This is a genomic window from Streptomyces coeruleorubidus (assembly GCF_008705135.1).
Classification (GTDB): Bacteria; Actinomycetota; Actinomycetes; order Streptomycetales; family Streptomycetaceae; genus Streptomyces; species Streptomyces coeruleofuscus.
Map to the genome: position 1 here is coordinate 3,211,094 of NZ_CP023694.1, position 23,904 is coordinate 3,234,997.

General features: G+C 71.2%; 16 protein-coding genes. 4 read left to right on the top strand and 12 right to left on the bottom strand.

Features of this window, described 5'->3' with window-relative positions; genetic code table 11:
- Nucleotides 1-15: 15 nt before the first annotated feature.
- From CP976_RS14820 to hrcA, 8 genes are all read right to left on the bottom strand, one after another.
- Entirely contained in the window at nt 16-921 is a 906-nt protein-coding gene (locus tag CP976_RS14820; protein WP_150480790.1) for a ribonuclease Z, read from the bottom strand.
- Between the two features lie 6 nt (nt 922-927).
- On the bottom strand, nt 928-1,281 hold the full coding sequence (locus tag CP976_RS14825) for a histidine triad nucleotide-binding protein (RefSeq protein WP_150480791.1): 354 nt from the start codon (nt 1,279-1,281) through the stop codon (nt 928-930).
- 123 nt (nt 1,282-1,404) lie between these two features.
- On the bottom strand, nt 1,405-4,608 hold the full coding sequence (locus CP976_RS14830) for a S41 family peptidase (protein WP_150480792.1): 3,204 nt from the start codon (nt 4,606-4,608) through the stop codon (nt 1,405-1,407).
- Nucleotides 4,609-4,680: 72 nt separating this feature from the next.
- Nucleotides 4,681-5,238, bottom strand: a complete 558-nt coding sequence (locus tag CP976_RS14835; protein WP_150480793.1) for a hypothetical protein — start codon at nt 5,236-5,238, stop codon at nt 4,681-4,683.
- Between the two features lie 105 nt (nt 5,239-5,343).
- Nucleotides 5,344-6,084, bottom strand: a complete 741-nt coding sequence (locus CP976_RS14840) for a 16S rRNA (uracil(1498)-N(3))-methyltransferase (RefSeq protein WP_150480794.1) — start codon at nt 6,082-6,084, stop codon at nt 5,344-5,346.
- Nucleotides 6,081-7,157 carry a nitronate monooxygenase gene (locus tag CP976_RS14845; protein ID WP_150480795.1) on the bottom strand — a complete coding sequence of 359 codons (1,077 nt, stop codon included), beginning with the start codon at nt 7,155-7,157 and terminating at the stop codon, nt 6,081-6,083. The genes CP976_RS14840 and CP976_RS14845 overlap by 4 nt, the downstream gene beginning before the upstream one ends.
- 100 nt (nt 7,158-7,257) lie before the next feature.
- On the bottom strand, nt 7,258-8,394 hold the full coding sequence (dnaJ, locus tag CP976_RS14850; RefSeq protein ID WP_086603819.1) for a molecular chaperone DnaJ: 1,137 nt from the start codon (nt 8,392-8,394) through the stop codon (nt 7,258-7,260).
- Nucleotides 8,394-9,410, bottom strand: a complete 1,017-nt coding sequence (gene hrcA / locus CP976_RS14855; RefSeq protein WP_086854047.1) for a heat-inducible transcriptional repressor HrcA — start codon at nt 9,408-9,410, stop codon at nt 8,394-8,396. The genes dnaJ and hrcA overlap by 1 nt, the downstream gene beginning before the upstream one ends.
- Nucleotides 9,411-9,581: 171 nt before the next feature.
- Between hrcA and CP976_RS14860 the strand changes: the two genes are divergently transcribed.
- Together CP976_RS14860 and CP976_RS14865 are read left to right on the top strand one after the other, a co-directional pair.
- Complete coding sequence (locus tag CP976_RS14860; protein WP_150480796.1) at nt 9,582-10,313, top strand: MBL fold metallo-hydrolase; 732 nt, start codon at nt 9,582-9,584, stop codon at nt 10,311-10,313.
- Nucleotides 10,314-10,344: 31 nt separating this feature from the next.
- Nucleotides 10,345-11,154: a DUF3097 domain-containing protein gene (locus CP976_RS14865; RefSeq protein WP_150480797.1), complete on the top strand. Its 810-nt coding sequence runs from the start codon at nt 10,345-10,347 to the stop codon at nt 11,152-11,154.
- A 157-nt stretch (nt 11,155-11,311) separates the two neighbouring features.
- On the opposite strand, the gene hemW is transcribed toward CP976_RS14865, so the two are convergent.
- Together hemW and CP976_RS14875 are read right to left on the bottom strand one after the other, a co-directional pair.
- A complete protein-coding gene (hemW, locus tag CP976_RS14870) occupies nt 11,312-12,544 on the bottom strand; it encodes a radical SAM family heme chaperone HemW (RefSeq protein WP_150480798.1) in 1,233 nt (410 codons plus the stop codon).
- A gap of 27 nt (nt 12,545-12,571) precedes the next feature.
- Nucleotides 12,572-14,863, bottom strand: a complete 2,292-nt coding sequence (locus CP976_RS14875) for an ATP-binding SpoIIE family protein phosphatase (protein ID WP_373304848.1) — start codon at nt 14,861-14,863, stop codon at nt 12,572-12,574.
- A gap of 267 nt (nt 14,864-15,130) precedes the next feature.
- Here CP976_RS14875 and CP976_RS14880 point away from each other — a divergent pair, with 267 nt between their 5' ends.
- Together CP976_RS14880 and CP976_RS14885 are read left to right on the top strand one after the other, a co-directional pair.
- Nucleotides 15,131-19,201 (top strand): HAMP domain-containing protein, encoded by a 4,071-nt coding sequence (locus CP976_RS14880; protein WP_150480800.1) that lies wholly within the window; start codon nt 15,131-15,133, stop codon nt 19,199-19,201.
- The gene (locus tag CP976_RS14885) at nt 19,198-19,668 is read left to right on the top strand and encodes a response regulator (RefSeq protein ID WP_150480801.1); all 471 of its coding nucleotides are present in this window, start codon (nt 19,198-19,200) and stop codon (nt 19,666-19,668) included. The genes CP976_RS14880 and CP976_RS14885 overlap by 4 nt, the downstream gene beginning before the upstream one ends.
- Before the next feature lie 92 nt (nt 19,669-19,760).
- Here the strand turns inward: CP976_RS14885 and CP976_RS14890 are convergent, their stop codons facing one another.
- Both CP976_RS14890 and lepA read right to left on the bottom strand, forming a co-directional pair.
- Nucleotides 19,761-21,635 (bottom strand): AMP-dependent synthetase/ligase, encoded by a 1,875-nt coding sequence (locus tag CP976_RS14890; RefSeq protein WP_150480802.1) that lies wholly within the window; start codon nt 21,633-21,635, stop codon nt 19,761-19,763.
- A 261-nt stretch (nt 21,636-21,896) separates the two neighbouring features.
- Nucleotides 21,897-23,765 (bottom strand): translation elongation factor 4, encoded by a 1,869-nt coding sequence (gene lepA, locus CP976_RS14895; protein WP_150480803.1) that lies wholly within the window; start codon nt 23,763-23,765, stop codon nt 21,897-21,899.
- Between the last annotated feature and the right edge of the window lie 139 nt (nt 23,766-23,904).

The window sequence follows — 23,904 nt, forward strand, 5'->3', positions numbered from 1 at the left end:
TATCGTACGGGCGTTTCACCGACGCTTCGGAACCGGCACCCTCAGCAGATCGTGCGCCACGGTCAGCTCCCCCTCGTACCCCGCCGCCCGCGCCTGCCGCTCGAACTCGTCGGGGTCGTTGTAGCGCTGGCTGAAGTGGGTCAGCACGAGGTGCCGCACACCGCCGTCCCGGGCCACCCGCGCGGCCTGCCCTGCCGTCAGGTGTCCGTGCTCCACCGCGAGTTGCTCGTCCTCGTCGAGGAAGGTCGACTCGATGACGAGCATGTCGCAGCCCTCGGCGAGCGCGTACACCCCCTCGCAGAGCCGGGTGTCCATGACGAACGCGAACCGCTGCCCGCGCCGCACCTCGCTGACGTCCTCAAGGGAGACCCCGCCGAGCGATCCCTCGCGCTGGATCCGGCCGACGTCCGGTCCCTTGATGCCGTGCGCGGCGAGCCGCTCGGGCAGCATGCGGCGGCCGTCGTGCTCGGTGATCCGGTAGCCGTACGACTCGATCGAGTGCGACAGCCTGCGGGTGTCCAGCGTGTACGACGGCGTGACCGCGAGCACGCCGTCCCCGTCGGCCGGGGCCTCGGTGAGGAAGACGGTCGCGCGGTAGGGCGTGGCGTACTGGAGCCGCTCGTAGAAGCGCTGCCCGGACTTCGGGTAGTGGGCGGTGATCTCGTGCGGCACCTGGTCGAGGTTGATGCGCTGGATGACCCCGGGCAGTCCGAGTGCGTGGTCGCCGTGGAAGTGCGTGACGCAGATCCGGTTCAGGTCGTGCGCGGCGACCCCGGCCCGCACCATCTGGCGCTGCGTGCCCTCGCCGGGGTCGAACAGGATGCCCTCGCCGTCCCAGCGGAGCAGGTAGCCGTTGTGGTTGCGGTGGCGGGTCGGGACCTGGCTGGCGGTGCCGAGCACCACGAGTTCGCGTACGGACAAGGCGGATTACCCCGGGGGCCAGTCGAGGCCGCGGCCGCCGAGCACGTGGCCGTGCACGTGCCAGACCGTCTGGCCGGCGCCGCTGCCGGTGTTGAACACGAGGCGGTAGCTGTCCAGCTTCTCCTCGTCGGCGACGGCCTGGGCCTCGCGGAGCACGTCCGCGGTGAGGGCCGGGTCGGCTTCGGCGAGGGCGGCGGCGTTCTTGTAGTGCGCCTTGGGGATGATCAGGACGTGCGTGGGGGCCTGGGGGTTGATGTCGCGGAACGCGACGGTGGTGTCCGTCTGGCGGACGATCGTCGCCGGGATGGTTCCGGCGACGATCTTGCAGAACAGGCAGTCGTCCTGGGGTTCCCCTGCCATCGTCCCTCCGGGGGTTGGCCGAATGTGGTCTTGGTCGGCCATCGTATCGTCGTCGGGTGCGGGTGGTTTGTGGCTGGTCGCGCCCACGCGGCGGAGCCACGAATCGATACAGCCCCGCGCCCCTTAAGAGGTCGGCACAGCCGGCGGCGTTTTCGCCGGACTGCCCTCCAGACTCTCCAGAGCGAGTCGGATGGCCTCGTCCAGTTGGGCGTCCCTCCCCGCCACGTAGTCCTGGGGCCGCTGGAGGACCTCCACGTCCGGATCCACCCCGTGGTTCTCCACCCCCCACTCGTAACCCTCCAGCCAGAAGGCGTACTTGGGCTGGGTTACCAGGGTGCCGTCCATCAACCGGTAGCGGCTGTCGATGCCGATGACGCCGCCCCACGTGCGGGTGCCGACGACCGGGCCGAGGCCCAGGGCCTTGATCGCGGCGTTGACGATGTCGCCGTCGGAGCCGGAGAACTCGTTGGCGACCGCCACGACGGGGCCGCGGGGGGCGTCCTCGGGGTAGCTGTAGGGGCGCATGCCGCGCGGGACGGCCCAGCCGACGATGCGGCGGGCGAGTTTCTCGACGACCAGCTGGGAGGTGTGGCCGCCGCGGTTCTCGCGGACATCGACGACCAGACCCTCACGGGCGACCTCGACGCGCAGGTCGCGGTGGATCTGGGCCCAGCCGGGCGCCTGCATGTCCGGGACGTGGAGGTAGCCGAGGCGGCCGCCGGACTTCTCGTGGACGTAGGCGCGCCGGTCGGCGACCCAGGCGTGGTAGCGCAGCGGCTCCTCGTCCGCGATCGGGACGACGACGGCGTGCCGCGGATCGCCCCCGCCGGACGGGGAGACGGTCAGCTCCACCGGCTTGCCCGCCGTGCCGATCAGCAGCGGGCCGGGGCCTGCCACCGGGTCGACCGGCTGTCCGGCGATCGCGAGGATCGCGTCCCCGGGGCGTACGGCGACGCCGGGCGCGGCCAGCGGGCTGCGGGCGTCCGGGTCGGAGGTCTCGGAGGGCAGGATGCGGTCGACGCGCCAGCTGCCGTCCTCGTGGCGGGAGATGTCGGCGCCGAGCAGGCCCTGGCGGGGACCGCCGCCGAATCCGCCGCGCGGGGTGACGTAGGCGTGCGAGGTGCCGAGCTCGCCCTGTACCTCCCACAGCAGGTCGACCAGGTCGTCGTGGGTGGCGAGCCGGTCCACGACCGGCCGGTAGCGGTCGAGGACGCCGGCCCAGTCGACGCCGCTCATGTCAGGCCGCCAGAAGTGGTCCCGCATGATGCGGCCGTTCTCGTCGAACATCTGCCGCCACTCGGCGGCCGGGTCGACGAACTGGCGCACGCGGCCCAGGTCGACGGTGATGTTGGTGTCGCTGTCGTCGTCGCTGGAGGCGCGCCGGTCGCTGGGGACGACCTTCAGCCGCCCGTCGGTCCACAGCAGCACCCGCTTGCCGTCGCCGCTGACCTCGAAGTGGTCGGCGTCGACGGCGAGATGCTCGATCCGCTGCTGGGCGAGGTCGTACCGCTCCAGCTCGGACTTGGGGTCGGGGTCGTCCGGGGTGGCCCGGGACGCGCCGAGCACTCCGGCGACCGGGTGGCGCAGCCACAGGACACCGTCCTTGGCGGCGCGCAGGTTGGAGTAGCGGGCGGCTTCGACCGGGAAGGGCACGATGCGGTCGGCGAGGCCTTCGAGGTCGATGCGGGTGGTGGGGGTGCCCTCGCTGTCGGGGGTCTCCTCCCGGTCGGGCGTCTCGAAGGACCGGCCGTGCCGCTGCGGCCCGAACGGGGAGGGCGTGGTGGCCGCGAGCGTGATCAGATGCGGCCGGGCGCCCTCCACGAAGGCCAGGTCGAAGACGTGCTCGTCGTAGACCGGGTCGAAGGAGCGGGTCGACAGGAACGCGAGGTGCTTGCCGTCCGCCGTGAACGCCGGCGCGTAGTCCTGGAAGCGCAGCGGGGTCGCCTCGGTGACCGACAGGTCGGTGGTGTTGGCGAGCTTCAGCTGGCTCAGGGGCCGCGGGCCGGGGTGGGACCAGGCGAGCCAGGCCGAGTCGGGCGAGAAGACGAGCCCGGACACGTCACCGTCCTCGCTGCGGTCCACCTCCCGTACCTCGCCCGTCTCCCTCTCGACGAGCAGCAGGCGCCCGTCGTGGGAGGCCACGGCCGCGCGGCTGCCGTCCGGTGCCATGGCGAGGTCCAGCACCCTGCCGAGCTGCCCGGCGGCGAGCCGGCGCGGTGTCGCCCCCGGGGTGAGGCCGGTGGCGGGCGCGAACTCCAGGGCGTCGTCGCCCTCGGCGTCCGTCACCCACACCACCCACTCCTCGCCGTCCGCGCGGAACGCACGTGGCAGCCGGGCCCGCACCCCGGGCGTCGCGGCCAGCGCGCGGGCCGGGCCGGAGCGGTGGGTGACCCAGTGGACGCAGCCGCGTACGGACACGGCACTGCCGCGCGCGGTGTGATCCGGGGACGCCGACCCGAACCAGCGGGAGGCGTTGACCGGGAACGGCTGGAGATCGACGCGCTGCCCGCCCAGCCGCACGTCCAGCCGCCGCGGCTCGGCCCCGTCCAGGTCGTCCAGCACCCACAGCTCACCGACGCTGGAGTAGACGACACGGCTGCCGTCGGTCGCGGCGTGCCGGGCGTAGAAACCGTCGAGCGGAGTGTGCCGGCGCAGGTCCGATCCGTCGGCGAGGGAGGAGTACAGCGCGCCGGTGCCCTCGTGGTCGGAGAGGAAGGCCACCCGCTCCCCCACCCACAGCGGGTACTCGATGTTCCCGTCCAGCCCCTCGTGGAGCCGTACGAACTCGCCGTCTCCGTCGGGGTCGATCCACAACTTCCCGGCGGTACCGCCCCGGTAGCGCTTCCACCAGGCGGCCTCGCGCCCCATCGGCGCGGACAGCAGGACGACGCTCGGCCCGTAGGCGATGTCACCGACCGGCCCGTACGGCAGGGTGGTGGCCGGACCGCCGTCGAGCGGAACGGCACGCGCCCAGGTGCGGCGCAGGCTCGCCTGCCCCTGGGAACTGATCGCGAGTACCTCGCCGTCCGGGGTCCAGCCGCGCACCTGGGTCTTCAGACTGCCCCAGTACGTCAGGCGCTTGGCGGGGCCGCCGTCGACCGGGGCGATGTGCACCTCGGGCGCGCCGTCGCGGGTGGAGGTCCAGGCGACGGTGGTGCCGTCGGGCGAGATACGGGGCAGGGTCACCGGCACGTTCTCGGCGCTGACCCGCCAGGCCCGTCCGCCGTCGAGAGGAGCGAGCCACACGTCGTCCTCGGCGGTGAAGGCGACCAGGTCACCGTGCACGTGGGGGAACCGGAGGTAAGCAGGCGATGCGGACTGTGTCACCCGATCACCCTATGCAGGGACGGCGTCCTGGGGACAGACTTCGGATCACTTGCCGTTCGCCTCTGGCGCACGTCACTTGCCCTCGACGGGCCGGCAGTCGGGGTACCGGTCGCACCAGATGGTCTGGGTGACGGTCACGGTGACGGTGGCGCCGGGCTGCCCGTTCGTGGGGCCGCCCCCCACGGGCGACGGGCTGGTGGAGTTGCAGTCGCCGAGCCCGTCGACCTCGAACCACACCTTGCCGTCCACCTTGGCGGTGATGTTCCCGCGGACACATGCGCCGTCCACCGCGTGGGTGACCTTGCCGTCGACGGTGATGTCCTTGCCGTCGTCCGTCTCGCCCCCGCAGTCGACGGTGGCGACGGTCTTCTCACTCGCCGAGGGCGACGGCTTCGCGCCCTGGCCTGAATCCCCGTAGGAGGCGGTGCACGTCAGCCACCGCACGCCCGCCTTCTGCCGGTTGAGTTCCTTGGTGACGGCCTCGTCAGTGGTGTACGCGACGGCCGCGGAGCTGATCCCGGCACCGGGTTCACACGCGACCGCGCCGCCGACGGCAGCCACCGCGAAGGTCACCGCGACCGCCACCCTCCGGTTGCGCAGCCCTCGCCAAATCCTCCTCAAAGCCCCCATGGAGGGCAGCCTGCCACCGTCGGGGGCGGGGCGGTAGAGCGCAAATGGCCACCCGGCGTTGTGGCTGGGGCGGGGTGTTGCGCGGCCCGGCGTATCCGAGAGGGGTCAGGTCCAGCGGCCGGTGCGAGCCAGGAGCACGGCCGCGGCCGCGGTCCCGGCGGTCGATGTGCGCAGCACACTGCGCCCGAGGCGGAACGCCTCGGCCCCCGCTTGGGCGAACAGCGCCAACTCCTCCGGCGCCACGCCCCCTTCGGGCCCCACCACCAGCACGATCTCACCGGACGACGGCAGTTCGGCCGTCGCCAGCGGCGAGTCCCCGCTCTCGTGCAGCACGGCGGCGAACTCCGCCTCCGCCAGCAGCGCCGCGACCTGCTTGGTCGTAGCCGCCTCGGCGACCTCGGGGAACCGGACCCGGCGCGACTGCTTACCGGCCTCCCGGGCGGTGGCCCGCCACTTCCCCAGCGCCTTCGCCCCGCGCTCGCCCTTCCACTGCGTGATGCAGCGCGCCGCCGCCCACGGCACGATCGCGTCGACGCCGACCTCGGTCATCGTCTCGACGGCCAGCTCCCCGCGGTCGCCCTTGGGCAGCGCCTGGACGACGGTCACCCGGGGCTGCTCCGGCGGCTCCTCGATCACCGGGTCCAGCCGGACGATCAGCCGGTCCTTGCCCTCGGTGTCGAGCACGACACCATCCGCCCAGCGCCCGGCCCCGTCCGTGAGGACGACGTCCTCACCGGCGCGCAGCCGCTTCACGGAGACGGCGTGCCGTCCCTCCGGGCCGTCGAGGACGTAGCGGCCGCCCCCGACCGCGTCGAAGTGCTCGACCACGAACACCGGAGCCGTCATCGGATGCCGCCTCCGCCCGACAACGCCGTCCGCGCCGCGGCGAGTTCACCGGCCAGCACCTCCACCAGCTGCCCGGCGGGCAGCTCCCGCGCCATCCAGTGCCCCTGCCCGGCCCACAGTGCCATGCCCTGCGCGTCCCCCGCCTTGGCGGCGGCCTTGCGCAGTGGCGAGGTGAGGTGGTGGATCTCGGGATAGGCGGCGGGTGCGTACGGTCCGTGCTCGCGCAGGAAGCGGTTGACGAGGCCGCGTGCCGGGCGCCCGGAGAAGGCCCGGGTCAACTCCGTACGGACGAACAGGGGGTTGGTCAGCGCCTGCTTGTGCAGGGCGTTCGCGCCCGACTCGGCCGTGGCGAGGAACGCGGTGCCGAGCTGGGCCGCGCTCGCGCCCGCTGCGAGGACCGCGGCGATCTGGCCGCCGCGCATGATGCCGCCGGCGGCGATGATCGGGAGGCTCACGGTCTCCCGGATCTGGGCGACCAGCGACAGCAGCCCGATGCCGGAACCGTCCGTCTCGGGGATGTCCCGGTGCGTGCCCTGGTGGCCGCCGGCCTCGACGCCCTGCGCGATGACCGCGTCCGCGCCCGCCCGCTCGACGGCCCGGGCCTCGTCCGGGGTGGTGGCGGTGACCAGGACGAAGGTGCCGACCCGGTGCAGGGCGTCGACGACCTCCCGGCTCGGCGTGCCGAAGTGGAACGACACCACCGGCACGGGGTTGTCGCGCAGGACCGCGAGCTTGGTCTCGTAGCCGTCGTCGCGGCCGCTGTCGGGGTCACCGAGCTCGGCCTCGTACCAGGAGGCCTCGCCGGCCAGCTGGTGGGCGTAGACGTCGATGGCGGCGGGGTCGGCGTACTCCGGCTGCGGCATGAAGAGGTTCACTCCGAAGGGCCTGCCGGTGAGGCTCCGGAGTTGCTTGATCTCCTCGTACATCCCGTCGGCGGTCTTGTACCCGGCGGCGAGGAACCCGAGTCCGCCCGCCTCGCACACGGCGGCGGCGAGCTTCGGTACGGAGACGCCGCCCGCCATGGGGGCCTGCACGATCGGGTGGGGGAAGAGATCGGTCAGCGCGGAGGACATGACCGCATGTTGTCACGTCCTCCGAACAACGCCGAAACCGGCCTGCCGTGTGGCATAGACCAGAGGAACAGGCATCTGCCGACCCCCGGGGGAGCCGGCGTCACCGGCCGTTGAACGCGTCCTTCAACCGCGAGAACAGTCCCTGCTGCCCCGGCTGGAACTGCCCCTGAGGCCGCTCCTCGCCGCGTAGCTTGGCCAGCTCGCGGAGCAGGCGCTCCTGCTCGACGTCCAGCTTGCTCGGGGTCTGGACCTCGACGTGGACGATGAGGTCGCCGCGTCCGCCGCCGCGCAGGTGCGTGACACCGCGGCCGTGCAGCGGGATCGACTGGCCGGACTGGGTGCCCGGGCGGATGTCGACCTCCTCCAGGCCGTCCAGCGTCTCCAGCGGCACCTTCGTGCCGAGGGCGGCCGCCGTCATCGGGAGCGTGACCGTGCAGTGCAGGTCGTCGCCGCGCCGCTGGAACTGCGAGTGGGGGAGTTCGTGGATCTCGACGTACAGGTCGCCCGCGGGGCCGCCGCCGGGGCCGACCTCGCCCTCACCGGCGAGCTGGATGCGCGTGCCGTTGTCGACACCGGCGGGGATCTTCACCGTCAGCGTGCGACGGGAGCGGACACGGCCGTCGCCGGCGCACTCCGGGCAGGGGGTCGGGACGACCGTGCCGAAGCCCTGGCACTGCGGGCAGGGCCGCGAGGTCATGACCTGGCCCAGGAAGGACCGCGTGACCTGGGACACCTCACCGCGGCCGCGGCACATGTCACACGTCTGAGCGGAGGTCCCCGGCGCCGCGCCCTCACCGCTACAGGTGTTGCAGACGACCGCCGTGTCGACCTGGATGTCCTTCGTCGTGCCGAAGGCCGCCTCGTCGAGCTCGATCTCGATGCGGATCATGGCGTCCTGGCCGCGCCGGGTGCGCGAACGCGGTCCGCGCTGCGACGCCGTGCCGAAGAACGCGTCCATGATGTCGGAGAAGTTCCCGAAGCCACCGGCCCCGAAGCCGCCCGCGCCGCCGCCTCCGGCCTGCGAGAGCGGGTCGCCGCCGAGGTCGTAGACCTGCTTCTTCTGCGGGTCCGACAACACCTCGTAGGCGGCGTTGATCTCCTTGAACCGCTCCTGGGTCTTCGGATCGGGGTTGACGTCCGGATGCAGCTCGCGCGCGAGCCGCCGGAAGGCCTTCTTGATCTCTTCCTGCGACGCGTCGCGGCGCACGCCGAGTACGGCGTAGTAGTCCGTGGCCACTACGACTCCGCCAGGATCTGTCCGACGTACCGTGCCACTGCGCGTACCGCTCCCATCGTTCCCGGGTAGTCCATGCGGGTCGGTCCGACCACGCCGAGCTTGGCGACAGCCTCGCCGCCCGAACCGTAGCCGACCGACACGACGGACGTGGAGTTGAGTCCTTCGTGGGCGTTCTCATGACCGATACGTACGGTCACGCCCGGATCCTGCGCCTCGCCGAGCAGCTTGAGGAGCACCACCTGCTCCTCCAGCGCTTCCAGCACCGGCCGGATCGTGAGGGGAAAGTCGTGCCCGAAGCGGGTCAGGTTGGCGGTGCCGCCGATCATCAGCCGCTCCTCGTTCTCCTCGACGAGCGTCTCCAGAAGTGTGGAGAGCACCGTGGAAACCGTACCCCGGTCCTCGTGCTCGAACGCCTCCGGCAGATCCTCCACCAGACTCGGCACATCCGTGAAACGGCGGTTCGCCACACGGCTGTTGAGCCGCGCGCGCAGATCCGCGAGCGAGGCCTCGCCGAAGGGGGCCGGGCAGTCGACCACGCGCTGCTCGACCCGCCCGGTGTCCGTGATCAGCACCAGCATCACGCGCGCGGGCGCGAGGGAGAGCAACTCCACATGCCGCACGGTCGAGCGGGTCAGCGACGGGTACTGCACGACGGCGACCTGGCGTGTGAGCTGGGCCAGCAGCCGTACCGTACGCGCCACGACGTCGTCGAGGTCGACGGCACCCTCGAGGAAGTTCTGGATCGCGCGCCGCTCGGGCGCGGTCATCGGCTTGACGCCGGCCAGCTTGTCCACGAACAGCCGGTAGCCCTTGTCGGTGGGGATGCGCCCGGCGCTGGTGTGCGGCTGGGCGATGTACCCCTCGTCCTCGAGGGCCGCCATGTCGTTGCGGACGGTGGCCGGGGAGACGCCGAGGCTGTGCCGCTCGGTGAGGGCCTTGGAGCCGACCGGCTCCTCGGTGCCGACGTAGTCCTGGACGATGGCGCGCAGCACCTGAAGCCTGCGTTCACTGAGCATTCGCGCACACCTCCAGAAGTCGTCCGCCCGGTGTCCTGCCTGTCGTGCCTGGCACTCTGCGCGTGCGAGTGCCAGCATTCCCCGCCCAGTGTACGGCCGTGGGGTACACCCCCGGCAAGGCTGGTCGCGCGCTGTCGTGCCCCGAGCGGGGCGCACCGCTAGCGTCGCCGTATGACGGTGACTTGGGAAGACCTCGGATGGGAGCGCGTGGCCGCCGGTGTGGGACGGTGCCGGCTGCCGGTGTGGGACTGCACGACCGGGCTGGTCGCCGGGGAGGGGGCGGTCCTCATGATCGACGCGGGGTCGAGCCTCGCCGAGGGGGCGAAACTGGGCGCGCAGGCGCGGGCACTCACCGGTCACCGTGTGACACATCTCGCGCTGACCCACCCGCACTTCGACCATGTCTTCGGCGCCGCGGCGCTCCCGGACACCGAGGTGTTCGGCGCGGTGGGCGTGGACGCGCTGCTGACACGGGTGCGGGACCGCGAGGAACTGCGCGAGGACGGGGTGCGCCAAGGCCTGGCGGCGCCCACGGCCCGGGAGGCGGCGGAGCGGCTGACCCCGCCCGGCCACCTGGTCTCCGGCGAGTGGACCCTCGATCTGGGCGGCGGGCGCCAGGTGCTGCTGGCGAACGTGGGCCCCGGGCACACCGCGCACGATCTGGCGGTGCTGGTGCCGGGTGATCCGGAGGTGGTGTTCTGCGGCGATCTGGTCGAGGAGTCCGGCGAGCCGCAGGCGGGCCCCGACGCCGTGCCGTCGCACTGGCCGGCCGCCCTGGACCGGCTGCTCGACCTGGGCGGGGAGGACGCGCTGTACGTGCCCGGTCACGGAGCGGTGGTGGACGCGGCGTTCGTCCGGGCCCAGCGGGACTCGCTGGCGGCGCGTTTCGGCGTGTCTCCGTGACGACCCGCCGGCTTCTCCTATCGTCATTCGAATGCGCCAGTACTCGCCCGATCTGACCCCGCCGTGGAAGAAGCCGCAGCAGCCGGTGCCCGAGGTTCCGGCGGAGCCGGGTCTGGTCGTCGAGGAGGCCGGGACCGGCTTCTGCGGTGCGGTGATCCGCTGCGAGGCGGGCACGGTGACGCTGGAGGACCGCTTCGGCAAGCACCGGGTGTTCCCCATGGAGCCGCGCGGCTTCCTCCTGGAGGGCAGGGCCGTGACACTGATCCGCCCCTCGGCGGGCGGCCCCGCGCGTCCCACCCGCACCGCCTCCGGTTCGGTCGCCGTCCCCGGTGCCCGCGCACGCGTGGCCCGCGCCGGCCGCATCTACGTCGAGGGCCGCCACGACGCCGAGCTGGTCGAGAAGGTCTGGGGCGACGACCTGCGCATCGAGGGCGTGGTCGTGGAGTACCTGGAGGGGGTCGACGACCTGCCGTCCATCGTCGACTCCTTCGCCCCCGGCCCCGACGCCCGCCTCGGCGTCCTGGTGGACCACCTGGTGCCGGGCAGCAAGGAGTGGCGCATCGCCGAGTCGGTGACGAGCGACCACGCCCTGGTCGTCGGCCACCCCTACATCGACATCTGGGAGGCGGTGAAACCGTCGTCCCTGGGCATCGAGGCCTGGCCCCGGGTCCCGCGCGGCCAGGACTGGAAGACGGGTGTGTGCAGGGCTCTGGGCTGGCCGGAGAACACGGGGGCGGCTTGGCAGCGGATCCTGTCGGGCGTCCGGTCGTACAAGGACCTGGAGCCGGAACTGCTGGGCAGGGTGGAGGAACTGATCGACTTCGTGACGACGCCGACGTAGCTGCTCAGCTGCTCAGCTGCTCAGCTGCGGGCAATCGTGCCTCCCCCAGTGCCTTAAGGGCCTGGGAGGTGCCCCCAGGGCGGCACGGGTGGGCGCAGCGGCACCCCGCTACGCCGGGCTGCGGACCCACCCCGCCCCAGCACCAACGCCGAGCACCTCAGTCCACGAGGTCCCGCACCACCGCATCCGCCAGCAACCGCCCCCGCAACGTCAGCACCGCACGCCCCTCCTCGTACGGAGCGGCATCCAGAAGCCCGTCCGACAGCGCCCTGCGTGAGGCAGCCAACCCCTCCTCCCGCAACAGCGACAACGGCACCCCTTCCCGAAGCCGCAACTCCAGCAGAATCCGCTCGACCCGCCGGTCCTCCCCCGACAGCACCTCACGCCCGGCACCGGGCGACCGCCCCGCCGCCAGCGCCCCCGCATACGCCCCGGGATGCTTCACGTTCCACCACCGCACCCCGCCCACATGACTGTGCGCGCCCGGCCCGGCCCCCCACCAGTCGGCCCCCCGCCAGTACAGCTCGTTGTGCAGGCATCGCCCTGCTTCCGAGGTCGCCCAGTTCGACACCTCGTACCACTCGAAGCCCGCGCCCGAGAGGGTCTCGTCCGCGATCAGATACCGGTCGGCATGCACATCGTCGTCGGTCATCGGCACCTCGCCCCGGCGGATCCGACGAGCCAGCTGCGTCCCCTCCTCGACGATCAGGGCGTACGCGCTGACATGGTCCGGCCCCGCACCCAGCACCGCGTCCAGCGACGCCCGCCAGTCGTCGTCGGACTCCCCCGGCGTGCCGTAGATCAGGTCGAGATTCACATGCTCGAACCCAGCCGCACGAGCCTCGGCCACACACGCCTCGGGCCGCCCCGGCGTGTGCGTCCGGTCCAGCACCTTCAGCACATGCTGCCTCGCGCTCTGCATGCCGAACGAGATCCGGTTGAAGCCCCCCTCGCGCAGAGCCGCCAGATACGCCGGATCCACCGACTCCGGGTTCGCCTCGGTCGTGACCTCGGCGTCCTCCGCGAGCCCGAACTCGTCACGGACGGCCGCGAGCATCCGCACCAGGTCACCGGCGTCGAGCAGGGTGGGCGTACCCCCGCCCACGAACACCGTACGAACGGGCCGGGGGTCGTCCCCCAGCACCTTCCGCGCCAGCCGGACCTCGTCCACCAGCGTCTCGGCGTAGTTGTCGCGCGAGGCCAGCACGCCACCGGTGCCGCGCAGCTCGGTCGCCGTGTAGGTGTTGAAGTCGCAGTAGCCGCAGCGGGTCGCGCAGTATGGGACGTGCAGGTAGAACCCGAGCGGGCGGTCGGCGGCCCCGGCGAGGGCGGACGCGGGCAGCGCGCCGTCGTCGGGGACGGGCTCACCGTCGGGGAGTGCGGAAGGCATACGTTCCATTGTCCAGCACCCGGGCGGTCACTCGGCCTGGAGCACCAGCAGCGCCAGATCGTCCGCCGGGGGCCGCGCCCCGAACTCGTGCACGAGCCGCCTGATCCGCTCGGCTATCAGCTCGGCGTCCAGCCCCGCGCACCCGGCCAGCGCCGCCGCGAGCCCGTCCCCGTCGTCGAACTGGCGGGAGCCGGAGCGGCGCTCGGTCACGCCGTCGGTGACGCACAGCAGCGTGTCGCCGGACCGCAGCTCGAAGGTCTCACTGGTGTACGTGGCGTCCTCGACGACGCCCAGGAGGGTCTGGGGCTGAGCGGCCGTGTGCACCTCGCCGCCCGTCCCGAGCACCAGGGGCAGCGGGTGCCCGGCGGAGGCGACGGTGCAGCGGACGCCGCCGTCGAAGGGGACCAGCTCGCCGTACAGCAGGGACAGGAAGCGCGTCTGGGGGCCGTCGCCGGGCGGGGTCGGGCGGGCGCCCGCGGCCACCAGCGCGCGGGCCGCCGCGTCCGCGGCCTCCGTGGCGTCGTCGAGCAGGAGCTGGTTGAGGCGGTCCAGGACGTCGGCGACCCGGTAGCCCTCCCGGGCCAGCAGCCGCAGCCAGGGCCGGGCCAGGCCGATCACGACGGCGGCCTCGGGGCCCTTGCCCTGGACGTCGCCGACGGCGAAGCACCAGCGGCCGTCACCGGCCGGGAACAGATCGTAGAAGTCGCCGCTGGGCCCGCCCTTGTCGCACGGCTCGTAGACGAGGGCGCTGCGCACCCCGGGGATCTCGGCCACGGCGCCGGGCAGCAGTCCGCGCTGGAGTACGGCGCTGATGGTGGCCTGGCGGGCGTACTGGCGGGCGGCGCCGATGGCGAGCGCGACCCGGCGGCTGAGGTCCTCGGCAAGGCCGGTGATCTCGTCGGGGAACCCGGCGGCACCGGACCGTCCGATGACGAGGGTGCCCAGCGGGCGTCCACCGGCGACGAGCCGGTACGCGAGGGCCGAGCCCGGCTCGCCGGGCTCGTCACCGAGCGCCTCGCCGGGCCAGGGGTAGTCGACCGGCCCGGACCCCATCGGGTCGGACGGGTGCGGCGCGTCCTTCTCCAGGGCCCGGCGCAGCTCCTCGATGCGGTTCTCGCTGCCGTGCCAGACCCGGGCCAGCCGGGCCCCGCCCGCTCCGGCCCCGCCCCAGCCGCCTCCGGTGGCCTCGTCCTCCAGCCACACCGCGCACCAGTCGGCCAGCCGGGGCACGATCAACTGCCCGGCGAGGGCGGCGACCAGGTCCTCGTCCAGTTGTCCGGCGAGGAGGTCGGAGGCCTCGGCGAGGAAGGAGAGTGCACCGCGGCCCAGCCAGGCGCCGTCGCGACCGTCACGGCCGTCACAGTCCTCGTACCGGTCCCGCCAGTCCCGCAGGTCGTGCCAGTCACGCAGGTCGTGGGAGCCGCCGGGGTCATCCGCGTCCCGTGCGTCGCGCGCCTCCCGCAAGGGCCCATCCGGTGGCTCGTTCGCGCCGCGTCCGGCACGCCGTCGGCCCCGGTAGTCCTCCCGGTCGTCCTCTCCGGGGGGCGGCTCCGGTGCCAGGATCTCCGCCACCCGCAGCCCGCGCGCCAGCGCGTGCTCCCCGGCGTACGCCTCGATCTGCTCGGCCGCCGCGCAACCCCCGGCGGGCAGCCTCGCCCACACGGTCTTCCGGCCCGTGCGGTACGTGATGCCCCAGGCCTCGGAGAGCGCGCCGACGAGCCGCAGGCCGCGCCCGTACTCCGGGGTGTCGTGCGGCGTTTCCGGCTCGCCGCCGCGCGGGGCGCGTGAGGGGTGGTGGTCGGAGACCTCGACGACGAGCGCGGCCGTGTCCTTGTCGTCGGCTTCCAGCCGGCACTCCAGCTCGACGTCGGTGCCGGCGTGCACGACGGCGTTGGTGACGAGCTCGCTGACGACGAGCAGCGCGTCGTCGGCGAGACGGTCGGTGAGGTGCTCGGCGCCGGGCAGTCCGAGCCCGGTCCACTCGGCGAGCGCCGCGCGCACCAGGGCGCGGGCGGAGCCCGGCGCGAGGGAGCTGCCGGACAGGGTCGCGTACGCCCGCGCGCGCTCCTTCTCAGGCGCCTCTGAAGCAACCACGGACACCTCCGACCCGGCCACCGGCTCCTCGGACGCGAGCACGGACACCTCGGACCCGGCCACCGGCTCCTCGGACACGAGCACGGACACCTCGGACCCGGCCACCGGCTCCTCGGACACGAGCGCCGGCGCCTCAGCGGTCAGCAGGGGCGCCTCGGATGCGGGCCCCGGCGCCTCGGAAGACGGTGCGCACTCCTCGGAGACGGCCCCCTCGTGCACGGGCACCGGCATCTCCGAAGCGTGGGCAGGCGCCTCTGAGGCACGGGAAGCGGTCTCCCGTTGCGTCGGAATGGCCCCCATGGACAGCTCCCCGGGCAGTTCGTACGAATACGCCACAGTCGATGCCGACAGGGTGACAGACTGGCCACGCCCATAAGCGCCGAGTTACCGAAGTGGGCCGCCATGAGTGAGAACAGTGCTACTCCTGTGGTCGAAGACGGGTACGAAGACGGTCAGATTCGTACATCCGATCTCCGTCCCCTGCTCGCAGCCATGACAGCCGCACGCGACGGCGACTTCAGCAAGGTGCCGGAAACCGGCCACGGCATGGTGGCCGAACTCACCGCGGTCTTCAACCAGATCATGGACCGCAGTGTCCACTTCACCACCGAGGTGCGCCGGGTGAGACGGGAGCTGGTGCGGTACGGCCGGCTCGACGAGCGGCTCTCGGCCAGCCCGGGTCAGGGCCTGTGGACGTCGCGCGTCAACGACGTGAACCAGTTGCTCGACGCCCTGGTCGCCCCGGCGGCGAACGCCACACGCGTGCTGGACGCGGTGGCCGGCGGCGATCTGACCCAGCGGGTCGATCTGCACGACGGCACCCGGGAGTTACGCGGCGACCTGCGGCGCCTCGGCCGGGCCGTGAACAAGATGGTGGACCAGCTCTCCCTGTTCACCGGCGAGGTGACACGGGTCGCGCGCGAGGTGGGCACCGAGGGGCGGCTCGGCGGCCGGGCCAAGGTGCAGGGGCTTTCGGGCAGTTGGCGGGACGTGACCGAGGCCGTCAACACGATGGCGGCCCGGCTGACGGCACAGGTGCGGGACATCGCGGCGGTGACGACGGCGGTGGCGCGCGGCGACCTGACCCGCACGGTCACGGTGGAGGCGACCGGCGAGTTGCTGGAGCTGAAGCTGACCGTGAACACGATGGTCGACCAGCTCTCCGCCTTCGCCGACGAGGTGACCCGCGTCGCCCGCGAGGTCGGCACCGAGGGCCAGCTCGGCGGCCGGGCCCAGGTGCGCGGCGTCTCCGGGGTCTGGAAGGACCTCACCGACAACGTCAACTTCATGGCGTCGAACCTGACCTCGCAGGTCCGCAACATCGCCCAGGTGACGACGGCCGTGGCCAACGGCGACCTGTCCCAGAAGATCACGGTCGACGCGCAGGGCGAGATCCTGGAGCTCAAGTCGACCATCAACACGATGGTCGACCAGCTCTCCGCCTTCGCCGACGAGGTCACCCGCGTCGCCCGCGAGGTCGGCACCGAGGGCAACCTCGGCGGCCGGGCCCAGGTCCGGGGCGTCTCCGGCGTCTGGAAGGACCTCACCGACAACGTCAACTTCATGGCCGACAACCTCACCTCCCAGGTGCGGAACATCGCGCTCGTGTCCACCGCCGTCGCCCAGGGCGACCTCGGCAAGAAGATCACGGTGGAGGCCAAGGGCGAGATCCTGGAGCTCAAGTCCACGATCAACACGATGGTCGACCAGCTCTCCGCCTTCGCCGACGAGGTCACCCGCGTCGCCCGCGAGGTCGGCACCGAGGGCAACCTCGGCGGTCAGGCCCAGGTCCGGGGCGTCTCCGGCGTCTGGAAGGAACTCACCGACAACGTCAACTTCATGGCGCTGAACCTGACCTCGCAGGTCCGCAACATCGCCCAGGTGACGACGGCCGTGGCCAACGGCGACCTGTCGAAGAAGATCACCGTCGACGCGCGCGGCGAGATCCTCGAACTGAAGGACACCGTCAACACGATGGTGGAGCAGCTTCGCGCCTTCGCCGACGAGGTCACCCGCGTCGCCCGCGAGGTCGGCACCGACGGCCGGCTCGGCGGCCGGGCCCAGGTGCTGGGCGTCTCCGGCGTCTGGCGCGACCTGACGGACAACGTCAACTCCATGGCCGACAACCTCACCTCCCAGGTGCGCAACATCGCCCAGGTCGCGACGGCCGTGGCGCAGGGCGACCTGTCCCGGAAGATCGACGTGGACGCCCGGGGCGAGATCCTGGAGCTGAAGACCACGATCAACACGATGGTCGACACGCTGTCCTCCTTCTCCTCGGAGGTCACGCGCGTGGCCCGCGAGGTCGGCTCCGAGGGCCAGCTCGGCGGCCAGGCCCGGGTCGAGGGCGTCTACGGCACCTGGAAGCGCCTGACGACGAACGTCAACGAGCTGGCCTCGAACCTCACCACCCAGGTCCGCGCGATCGCCGAGGTCGCCTCCGCCGTGGCCCAGGGCGACATGTCCCGCTCGATCACGGTCGAGACCCGCGGCGAGGTCACCGAGCTGAAGGACAACATCAACCTGATGGTGGCCAACCTGCGCGAGACGACCCGCGCGAAGGACTGGCTGGAGTCCAACCTGGCCCGGCTCGCCGCCCTGATGCAGGGCCACCGCGACCTGATGGAGGTCGCCGACCTGATACTCCGCGAGCTGACCCCGCTGGTGAACGCCCAGTACGGCGCGTTCTACCTGGCCGACCCGGAAGAGGCCGGAGCAACGGTTCCCACCAAGGGGCTCGCCTTCATCGCCGGCTACGGCGCCGCCCAGGACGCGACCGTCGAGACCGGCGCCCTCCCGGTGCACGGCCTGGTGGCGCAGGCGGCCCGGGAGAAGAAGCGGATCCTGGTCGAGGGCGCCCCGCCCGACTACATCAAGATCAACAGCGGCCTCGGCGAGGCGGCCCCCACGACGATCGTCATCATCCCGATCCTCTTCGAGGACAAGCTCCTCGGCGTCATCGAACTCGCCTCCTTCTCCCGCTTCTCCGACGTGCACCTGGCCTTCTTCGACCAGTTCGTCAACACCATCGGCGTCGCCATCAACACGATCATCGCCAACTCCCGCACGGAGTCCCTGCTCGGCGAGTCCCAGCGCCTCGCCATGCAGCTCCAGGAGCGCTCGGACGAACTCCAGAAGCAGCAGGGCGAACTTCAGCGCTCCAACGCCGAGCTGGAGGAGAAGGCCGCCCTGCTGGCCACGTCCTCCCAGTACAAGTCGGAGTTCCTGGCGAACATGTCGCACGAGCTGCGCACACCGCTCAACTCCCTGCTGATCCTGGCCCGGCTGCTCTCCGACAACCCGGACGGCCATCTCTCGGACCAGGAGGTGCAGTTCGCGACGACGATCCACCGCTCGGGCTCGGACCTGCTCCAGCTGATCAACGACATCCTGGACCTGTCGAAGATCGAGGCCGGCCGGATGGACGTACGCCCCAAGCGGCTCCCCCTCATCAAGCTGCTCGACTACGTCCACGCCACGTTCCGCCCCCTCACCATCGACCGGGGGCTCGCCTTCGAACTGGCGGTCGGCGAGGACGTACCGCGCGAGATGTACTCGGACGAGCAGCGGCTCCAGCAGATCCTGCGCAACCTCCTCTCCAACGCGATCAAGTTCACCGCGTCGGGCAAGGTCGAGCTGCGGGTCGACCGGGTGAAGGACACCGAGCAGCGATGGGGTTCCCCCCGCTCATGGGGGTCCCCCCGCTCGAGCGAAGTCGAGAGTGGGGGAGACATCGAGAGTGGGGGAGTCAGGGACACCGACGACGTCATCGCCTTCGCCGTGTCCGACACCGGCATCGGGATCGCGCCGGAGAAACTCCCCGTGATCTTCGAGGCGTTCCAGCAGGCCGACGGCACCACCAACCGCAAGTACGGCGGCACCGGGCTCGGCCTGTCCATCAGCCGGGAGATCGCGGGCCTGCTCGGCGGCCGGATCGTCGCCGAGAGCGAACCCGGCAAGGGCTCGACGTTCACCCTGTACGTGCCTGTCGTGAGCCCCGGTCACACGGCCCCGGGACCGGCCCTGGAGGACCGCCCCGAACTGCCGTTGCCCCTGGCCCTCCAGCCGGCCACCGACGGACCGTTCCCGGCCGCCAACGACACGGACGACGCCTGGCCCTTGCCGACCAGGCTGGAGGCGTGGACGTCCGGCAGGCCGGGCCGGATCCTGGCCGGGCGGCGCGTGCTGATCGTCGACGACGACATCCGCAACGTCTTCGCCCTCACCCACGTCCTGGGTCGCGTCGGCATGACCGTGCTGTACGCGGAGAACGGCCGCGAGGGCATCGAGACGCTGGAGCGCAGCCCGGACGTCGAACTGGTCCTGATGGACATCATGATGCCGGAGATGGACGGCTACGAGACCATCTCCGCCATCCGCCGCACGCCGCGCTGGGCGGGCCTGCCCATCGTCGCCCTGACCGCGAAGGCGATGCCCGGCGACCGCGAGAAGTCCATCGCCCGCGGCGCCCACGACTACGTGCCCAAGCCGGTGGACATCGACCGGCTGCTGACGGTCGTCTGCGAATTGCTGAACCCCGAGGACGGGGAAGAGGAAGCATGAACGGCACGGCCGGCCACCCCGAACGCGCCGGAATCCTCCTGGTCGACGACATGGAGGACAACCTGACCGCCCTGGAGGCCGTCCTCGCCTCCCTCAACGAGCCGCTGGTGCGCGCCCGTTCCGGCGAGGAGGCGCTGAAGGCCCTGCTGCGGCAGCCCATCGCGCTGGTCCTGCTCGACATCCGCATGCCCGGCATGGACGGCTTCGAGACGGCCGCCCACATCAAGCGCCTGGACCAGACCCGCGACGTCCCGATCATCTTCCTGACGGGCGCGGACGACGACTCGGGCTACGCCTTCCGCGGCTACGCGACAGGCGCCGCCGACTACGTGACCAAGCCCTTCGACCCCTGGGTGCTGAGGGCGAAGGTCAGCGTCTTCCTGGACCTCTACCGCAAAGGAAGAGAGGTGGAACGCCTGCGCGCAGAGATCCAGGACCTGAAACGCCGGGTGGAAAAGGGTACTTAGGGGCGCGGGGCTGTGTCGATTTGCGGCTCCGCCGCGTGGGCGCGAGCAACCACGAACGACCCGCAGCCGCCGACGATCCGCGCGCCCCCCGGTTACGCCTCGCGAGACCCCTCGTACATCTCCTCGATCAGATGCTTGTACTCCCGCTCCACAACCGGCCGCTTCAGCTTCAGACTCGGCGTGATCTCACCGTGCTCCACATCGAGATCCCGCGGCAGCAACCGGAACTTCTTGATCGTCTGCCACCGCTGAAGCCCCTCGTTGAGCTGCTTCACATACCCGTCGACCATCTCCACCGTGACCGGCGAGGAAACGATCTCCGCGTACGGCTTCCCCCCCAGCCCGTTCTCCTTCGCCCACTCCGTGATCGCGGCCTCGTCGAGCGCGATGAGCGCCGTGCAGAAGTTCCGGTCGGCTCCGTGCACGAGGATGTTGGACACGTACGGGCACACCGCCTTGAACTGCCCCTCGACCTCCGCCGGCGCGATGTACTTGCCGCCCGACGTCTTGATGAGGTCCTTCTTGCGGTCGGTGATCCGCAGGTACCCGTCGGGCGACAGCTCCCCGATGTCCCCGGTGTGGAACCAGCCGTCCGCCTCCAGCACCTCGGCGGTCTTCTCGGGCAGCTTGTGGTAGCCCTCCATGATGCCCGGGCCGCGCAGCAGGATCTCCCCGTCGTCGGCGATCCGCACCTCCGTGCCAGGCAGCGGCTTGCCGACCGTACCGGTGCGGTAGGCCTCGCCGGGGTTCACGAACGACGCGGCCGAGGACTCGGTCAGGCCGTAGCCCTCCAGGATGTGGATGCCGGCGCCGGAGAAGAAGTACCCGATCTCGGGGGCCAGTGCCGCCGAACCCGAGACGCAGGCCCGCAGGTTCCCGCCGAAGGCCTCCCGGATCTTGGCGAACACCAGCGCGTCGGCGACCTTGTGCTTCGCGCCCAGCCCGAACGGCACGGACGCGGTCCCGGTGCGCCGGAAGTTGTCCTGGGAGACCTTGGCGTACTCGCGGGCGACCTCGGCGGCCCACTGGAAGATCTTGTACTTGGCACCACCGCCCGCGCGGGCCTTCGCGGCGACGCCGTTGTAGACCTTCTCGAAGATGCGCGGCACGGCCGCCATGTACGTCGGCTGCACCACCGGCAGGTTCTCGATGATCTTGTCGACGCGGCCGTCCACGGCGGTGACGTGCCCGACATCGATCTGGCCGGAGGTGAGCACCTTGCCGAAGACATGCGCGAGGGGCAGCCACAGGTACTGCACGTCCTCGCTGCTGATCAGCCCGGTCGCGGCGGTCGCCTTGGCCATGTACGACCAGTTGTCGTGCGGCAGGCGCACGCCCTTGGGGCGGCCGGTGGTGCCGGAGGTGTAGATGAGGGTGGCCAGCTGGTCCCTGGTGATGGCGCCGACCCGTTCCTTGATCAGGTCGGGGTCCTTCTCCAGCCGGGCCGCACCGCGCTTCTCCAGCTCGTCGAGGGTGAGGATCCAGTCGGCGGTCTCGACCCCGGCCGGGTCGATGACCACGACGTGTGTGAGATCGGTCAGCTCGGCGCGCTTCTCCTGCGCCTTGGCGAGCTGATCCACGTTCTCCGCGATGAGCACCCGGCTCTCGGAGTCCGACAGGATGTACGCCGACTCCTCGGCGTTGGTCTGCGGATAGACCGTGGTCGTCGCCGCGCCGGCGCACATGATGCCCAGGTCGGCGAGGATCCACTCGATACGGGTGCTGGAAGCGAGGGCGACGCGCTGCTCGGACTGCACGCCCAGCTCGATGAGCCCGGCCGCGATGGCGTAGACCCGCTCGGCGGACTGCGCCCAGCTCAGCGACTTCCATTCGTCCGGCCCCTGTCCGGAGGACGCGGGCACCGGATAGCGGTAGGCCTCGGCGTCCGGCGTGGCCGCCACGCGCTCCAGGAAGAGGCCCGCCACGGACGGCGGACGGTTCTCGATCAGTGTCTGTGTGTCGCTCACGACATCCTCCGGGCCCGCGACAGTGCGGCTGGCTCAGGTGCGGCTGGTTTTCACTCACGAGCTGCTGTTCGCGAGCGTTGTTTAACTCGCGAGTAACTATCGAGCAGGGATCAGAGTAAAGGGCGACCGGCCGCTTCGTAAGGGTCCGCGGCCTGTCACTTCATACAGAGAGCTACCCCGCGTACGCACAGGGCCCGCCGCACTTCCGCACGACGGGCCCCGGTTCCACCCGGTTCGGGGTGTAACCCACGGTAACTGTGATTACTTCTTGCCCTTGCCCGACCCCGCGCTGTCATCGCTCGACAGGACGGCGATGAACGCCTCCTGCGGAACTTCCACGGAACCCACCATCTTCATCCGCTTCTTGCCCTCCTTCTGCTTCTCCAGCAGCTTCCGCTTACGGGAGATGTCACCGCCGTAGCACTTGGCGAGGACGTCCTTGCGGATGGCGCGGATGGTCTCGCGGGCGATGACCCGGGAGCCGATGGCGGCCTGGACCGGCACCTCGAAGGCCTGCCGCGGGATGAGCTCCTTGAGCTTCGCGACGAGCCGCACACCATAGGCGTACGCCTGGTCCTTGTGGGTGATCGCCGAGAAGGCGTCGACCTTGTCGCCGTGCAGCAGGATGTCGACCTTGACCAGGCTGGAGGTCTGCTCGCCGGTGGGCTCGTAGTCCAGCGAGGCGTAGCCGCGGGTCTTGGACTTCAGCTGGTCGAAGAAGTCGAAGACGATCTCCGCGAGCGGGAGGGTGTAGCGGATCTCGACCCGCTCCTCGGAGAGGTAGTCCATGCCGAGCAGGACACCGCGCCGGGTCTGGCACAGCTCCATGATCGAGCCGGTGAACTCGCTGGGCGCCAGGATGGTGGCCCGCACGACCGGCTCGTAGACCTCCGAGATCTTGCCCTCGGGGAACTCGCTCGGGTTGGTGACCGTGTGCTCGCTGCCGTCCTCCATGAGGACGCGGTAGACCACGTTCGGGGCGGTCGCGATCAGGTCGAGCCCGAACTCGCGCTCCAGCCGCTCCCGGATCACGTCCAGGTGCAGCAGGCCGAGGAAACCGACGCGGAAGCCGAAGCCGAGGGCGGCGGAGGTCTCCGGCTCGTAGACCAGCGCGGCGTCGTTGAGCTGGAGCTTGTCGAGGGCCTCGCGCAGCTCCGGGTAGTCCGAGCCGTCCAGGGGGTAGAGGCCGGAGAACACCATCGGCTTGGGATCCTTGTACCCGCCGAGCGCCTCCTGGGCCCCCTTGTGCTGGCTGGTGACGGTGTCACCGACCTTGGACTGGCGCACGTCCTTCACACCGGTGATGAGGTAGCCCACCTCGCCGACGCCGAGACCGTCGGACGACAGCATCTCCGGCGAGTTGGTGCCGATCTCCAGGAGCTCGTGCGTGGCACCGGTGGACATCATCCTGATGCGCTCACGCTTGTTGAGCTGCCCGTCGATGACACGGACGTACGTCACCACGCCCCGGTAGGAGTCGTAGACGGAGTCGAAGATCATGGCGCGCGCGGGGGCGTCCTTCACGCCGACCGGGGCCGGGACCTGTTCGACGACCTTGTCCAGCAGCGCCTCGACACCGAGCCCGGTCTTGGCGGAGACCTTGAGCACGTCGTCGGGCTCGCACCCGATGAGGTGGGCGAGCTCCTCGGCGAACTTCTCGGGCTGCGCGGCCGGCAGGTCGATCTTGTTCAGCACGGGGATGATCGTGAGGTCGTTCTCCATCGCCAGGTAGAGGTTGGCGAGGGTCTGCGCCTCGATGCCCTGGGCGGCGTCGACCAGGAGGATGGTGCCCTCACAGGCGGCGAGCGACCGCGAGACCTCGTAGGTGAAGTCGACGTGCCCCGGGGTGTCGATCATGTTCAGGATGTGCGTCTTGCTCTTGTCGTGGGACGGGGCCCACGGGAGTCGCACCGCCTGGGACTTGATCGTGATGCCGCGCTCACGCTCGATGTCCATGCGGTCGAGGTACTGAGCTCGCATCTGCCGCTGCTCGACCACTCCGGTCAGCTGGAGCATCCGGTCGGCGAGCGTGGACTTGCCGTGGTCGATGTGCGCGATGATGCAGAAGTTGCGGATCAGAGCCGGGTCGGTACGGCTCGGTTCGGGCACATGGCTAGGGATCGCGGGCACGCAGGGTCCTGATTCTTGAGGCGTCCGCAGTGTCTGCGGTCTCGGGTCGGATCGATACGTAGCCTCCATGGTCCCACGGGTGGGGACCATGGACGGGTTTGGGCCATGAATGAGCCCGCTGGTACCGTGGGGGGCTGTG

Bases quoted from the DNA above. Each gene is read 5' to 3' on its own strand.
- CP976_RS14860 (WP_150480796.1), top strand. From the start codon at position 9,582: ATGACGGTGACTTGGGAAGACCTCGGATGGGAGCGCGTGGCCGCCGGT.
- CP976_RS14835 (WP_150480793.1), bottom strand. From the start codon at position 5,238: ATGGGGGCTTTGAGGAGGATTTGGCGAGGGCTGCGCAACCGGAGGGTG.
- CP976_RS14845 (WP_150480795.1), bottom strand. From the start codon at position 7,157: ATGTCCTCCGCGCTGACCGATCTCTTCCCCCACCCGATCGTGCAGGCC.
- CP976_RS14865 (WP_150480797.1), top strand. From the start codon at position 10,345: ATGCGCCAGTACTCGCCCGATCTGACCCCGCCGTGGAAGAAGCCGCAG.
- hrcA (WP_086854047.1), bottom strand. From the start codon at position 9,410: ATGCTCAGTGAACGCAGGCTTCAGGTGCTGCGCGCCATCGTCCAGGAC.
- CP976_RS14825 (WP_150480791.1), bottom strand. From the start codon at position 1,281: ATGGCAGGGGAACCCCAGGACGACTGCCTGTTCTGCAAGATCGTCGCC.
- CP976_RS14880 (WP_150480800.1), top strand. From the start codon at position 15,131: ATGACAGCCGCACGCGACGGCGACTTCAGCAAGGTGCCGGAAACCGGC.
- CP976_RS14840 (WP_150480794.1), bottom strand. From the start codon at position 6,084: ATGACGGCTCCGGTGTTCGTGGTCGAGCACTTCGACGCGGTCGGGGGC.
- CP976_RS14885 (WP_150480801.1), top strand. From the start codon at position 19,198: ATGAACGGCACGGCCGGCCACCCCGAACGCGCCGGAATCCTCCTGGTC.
- hemW (WP_150480798.1), bottom strand. From the start codon at position 12,544: ATGCCTTCCGCACTCCCCGACGGTGAGCCCGTCCCCGACGACGGCGCG.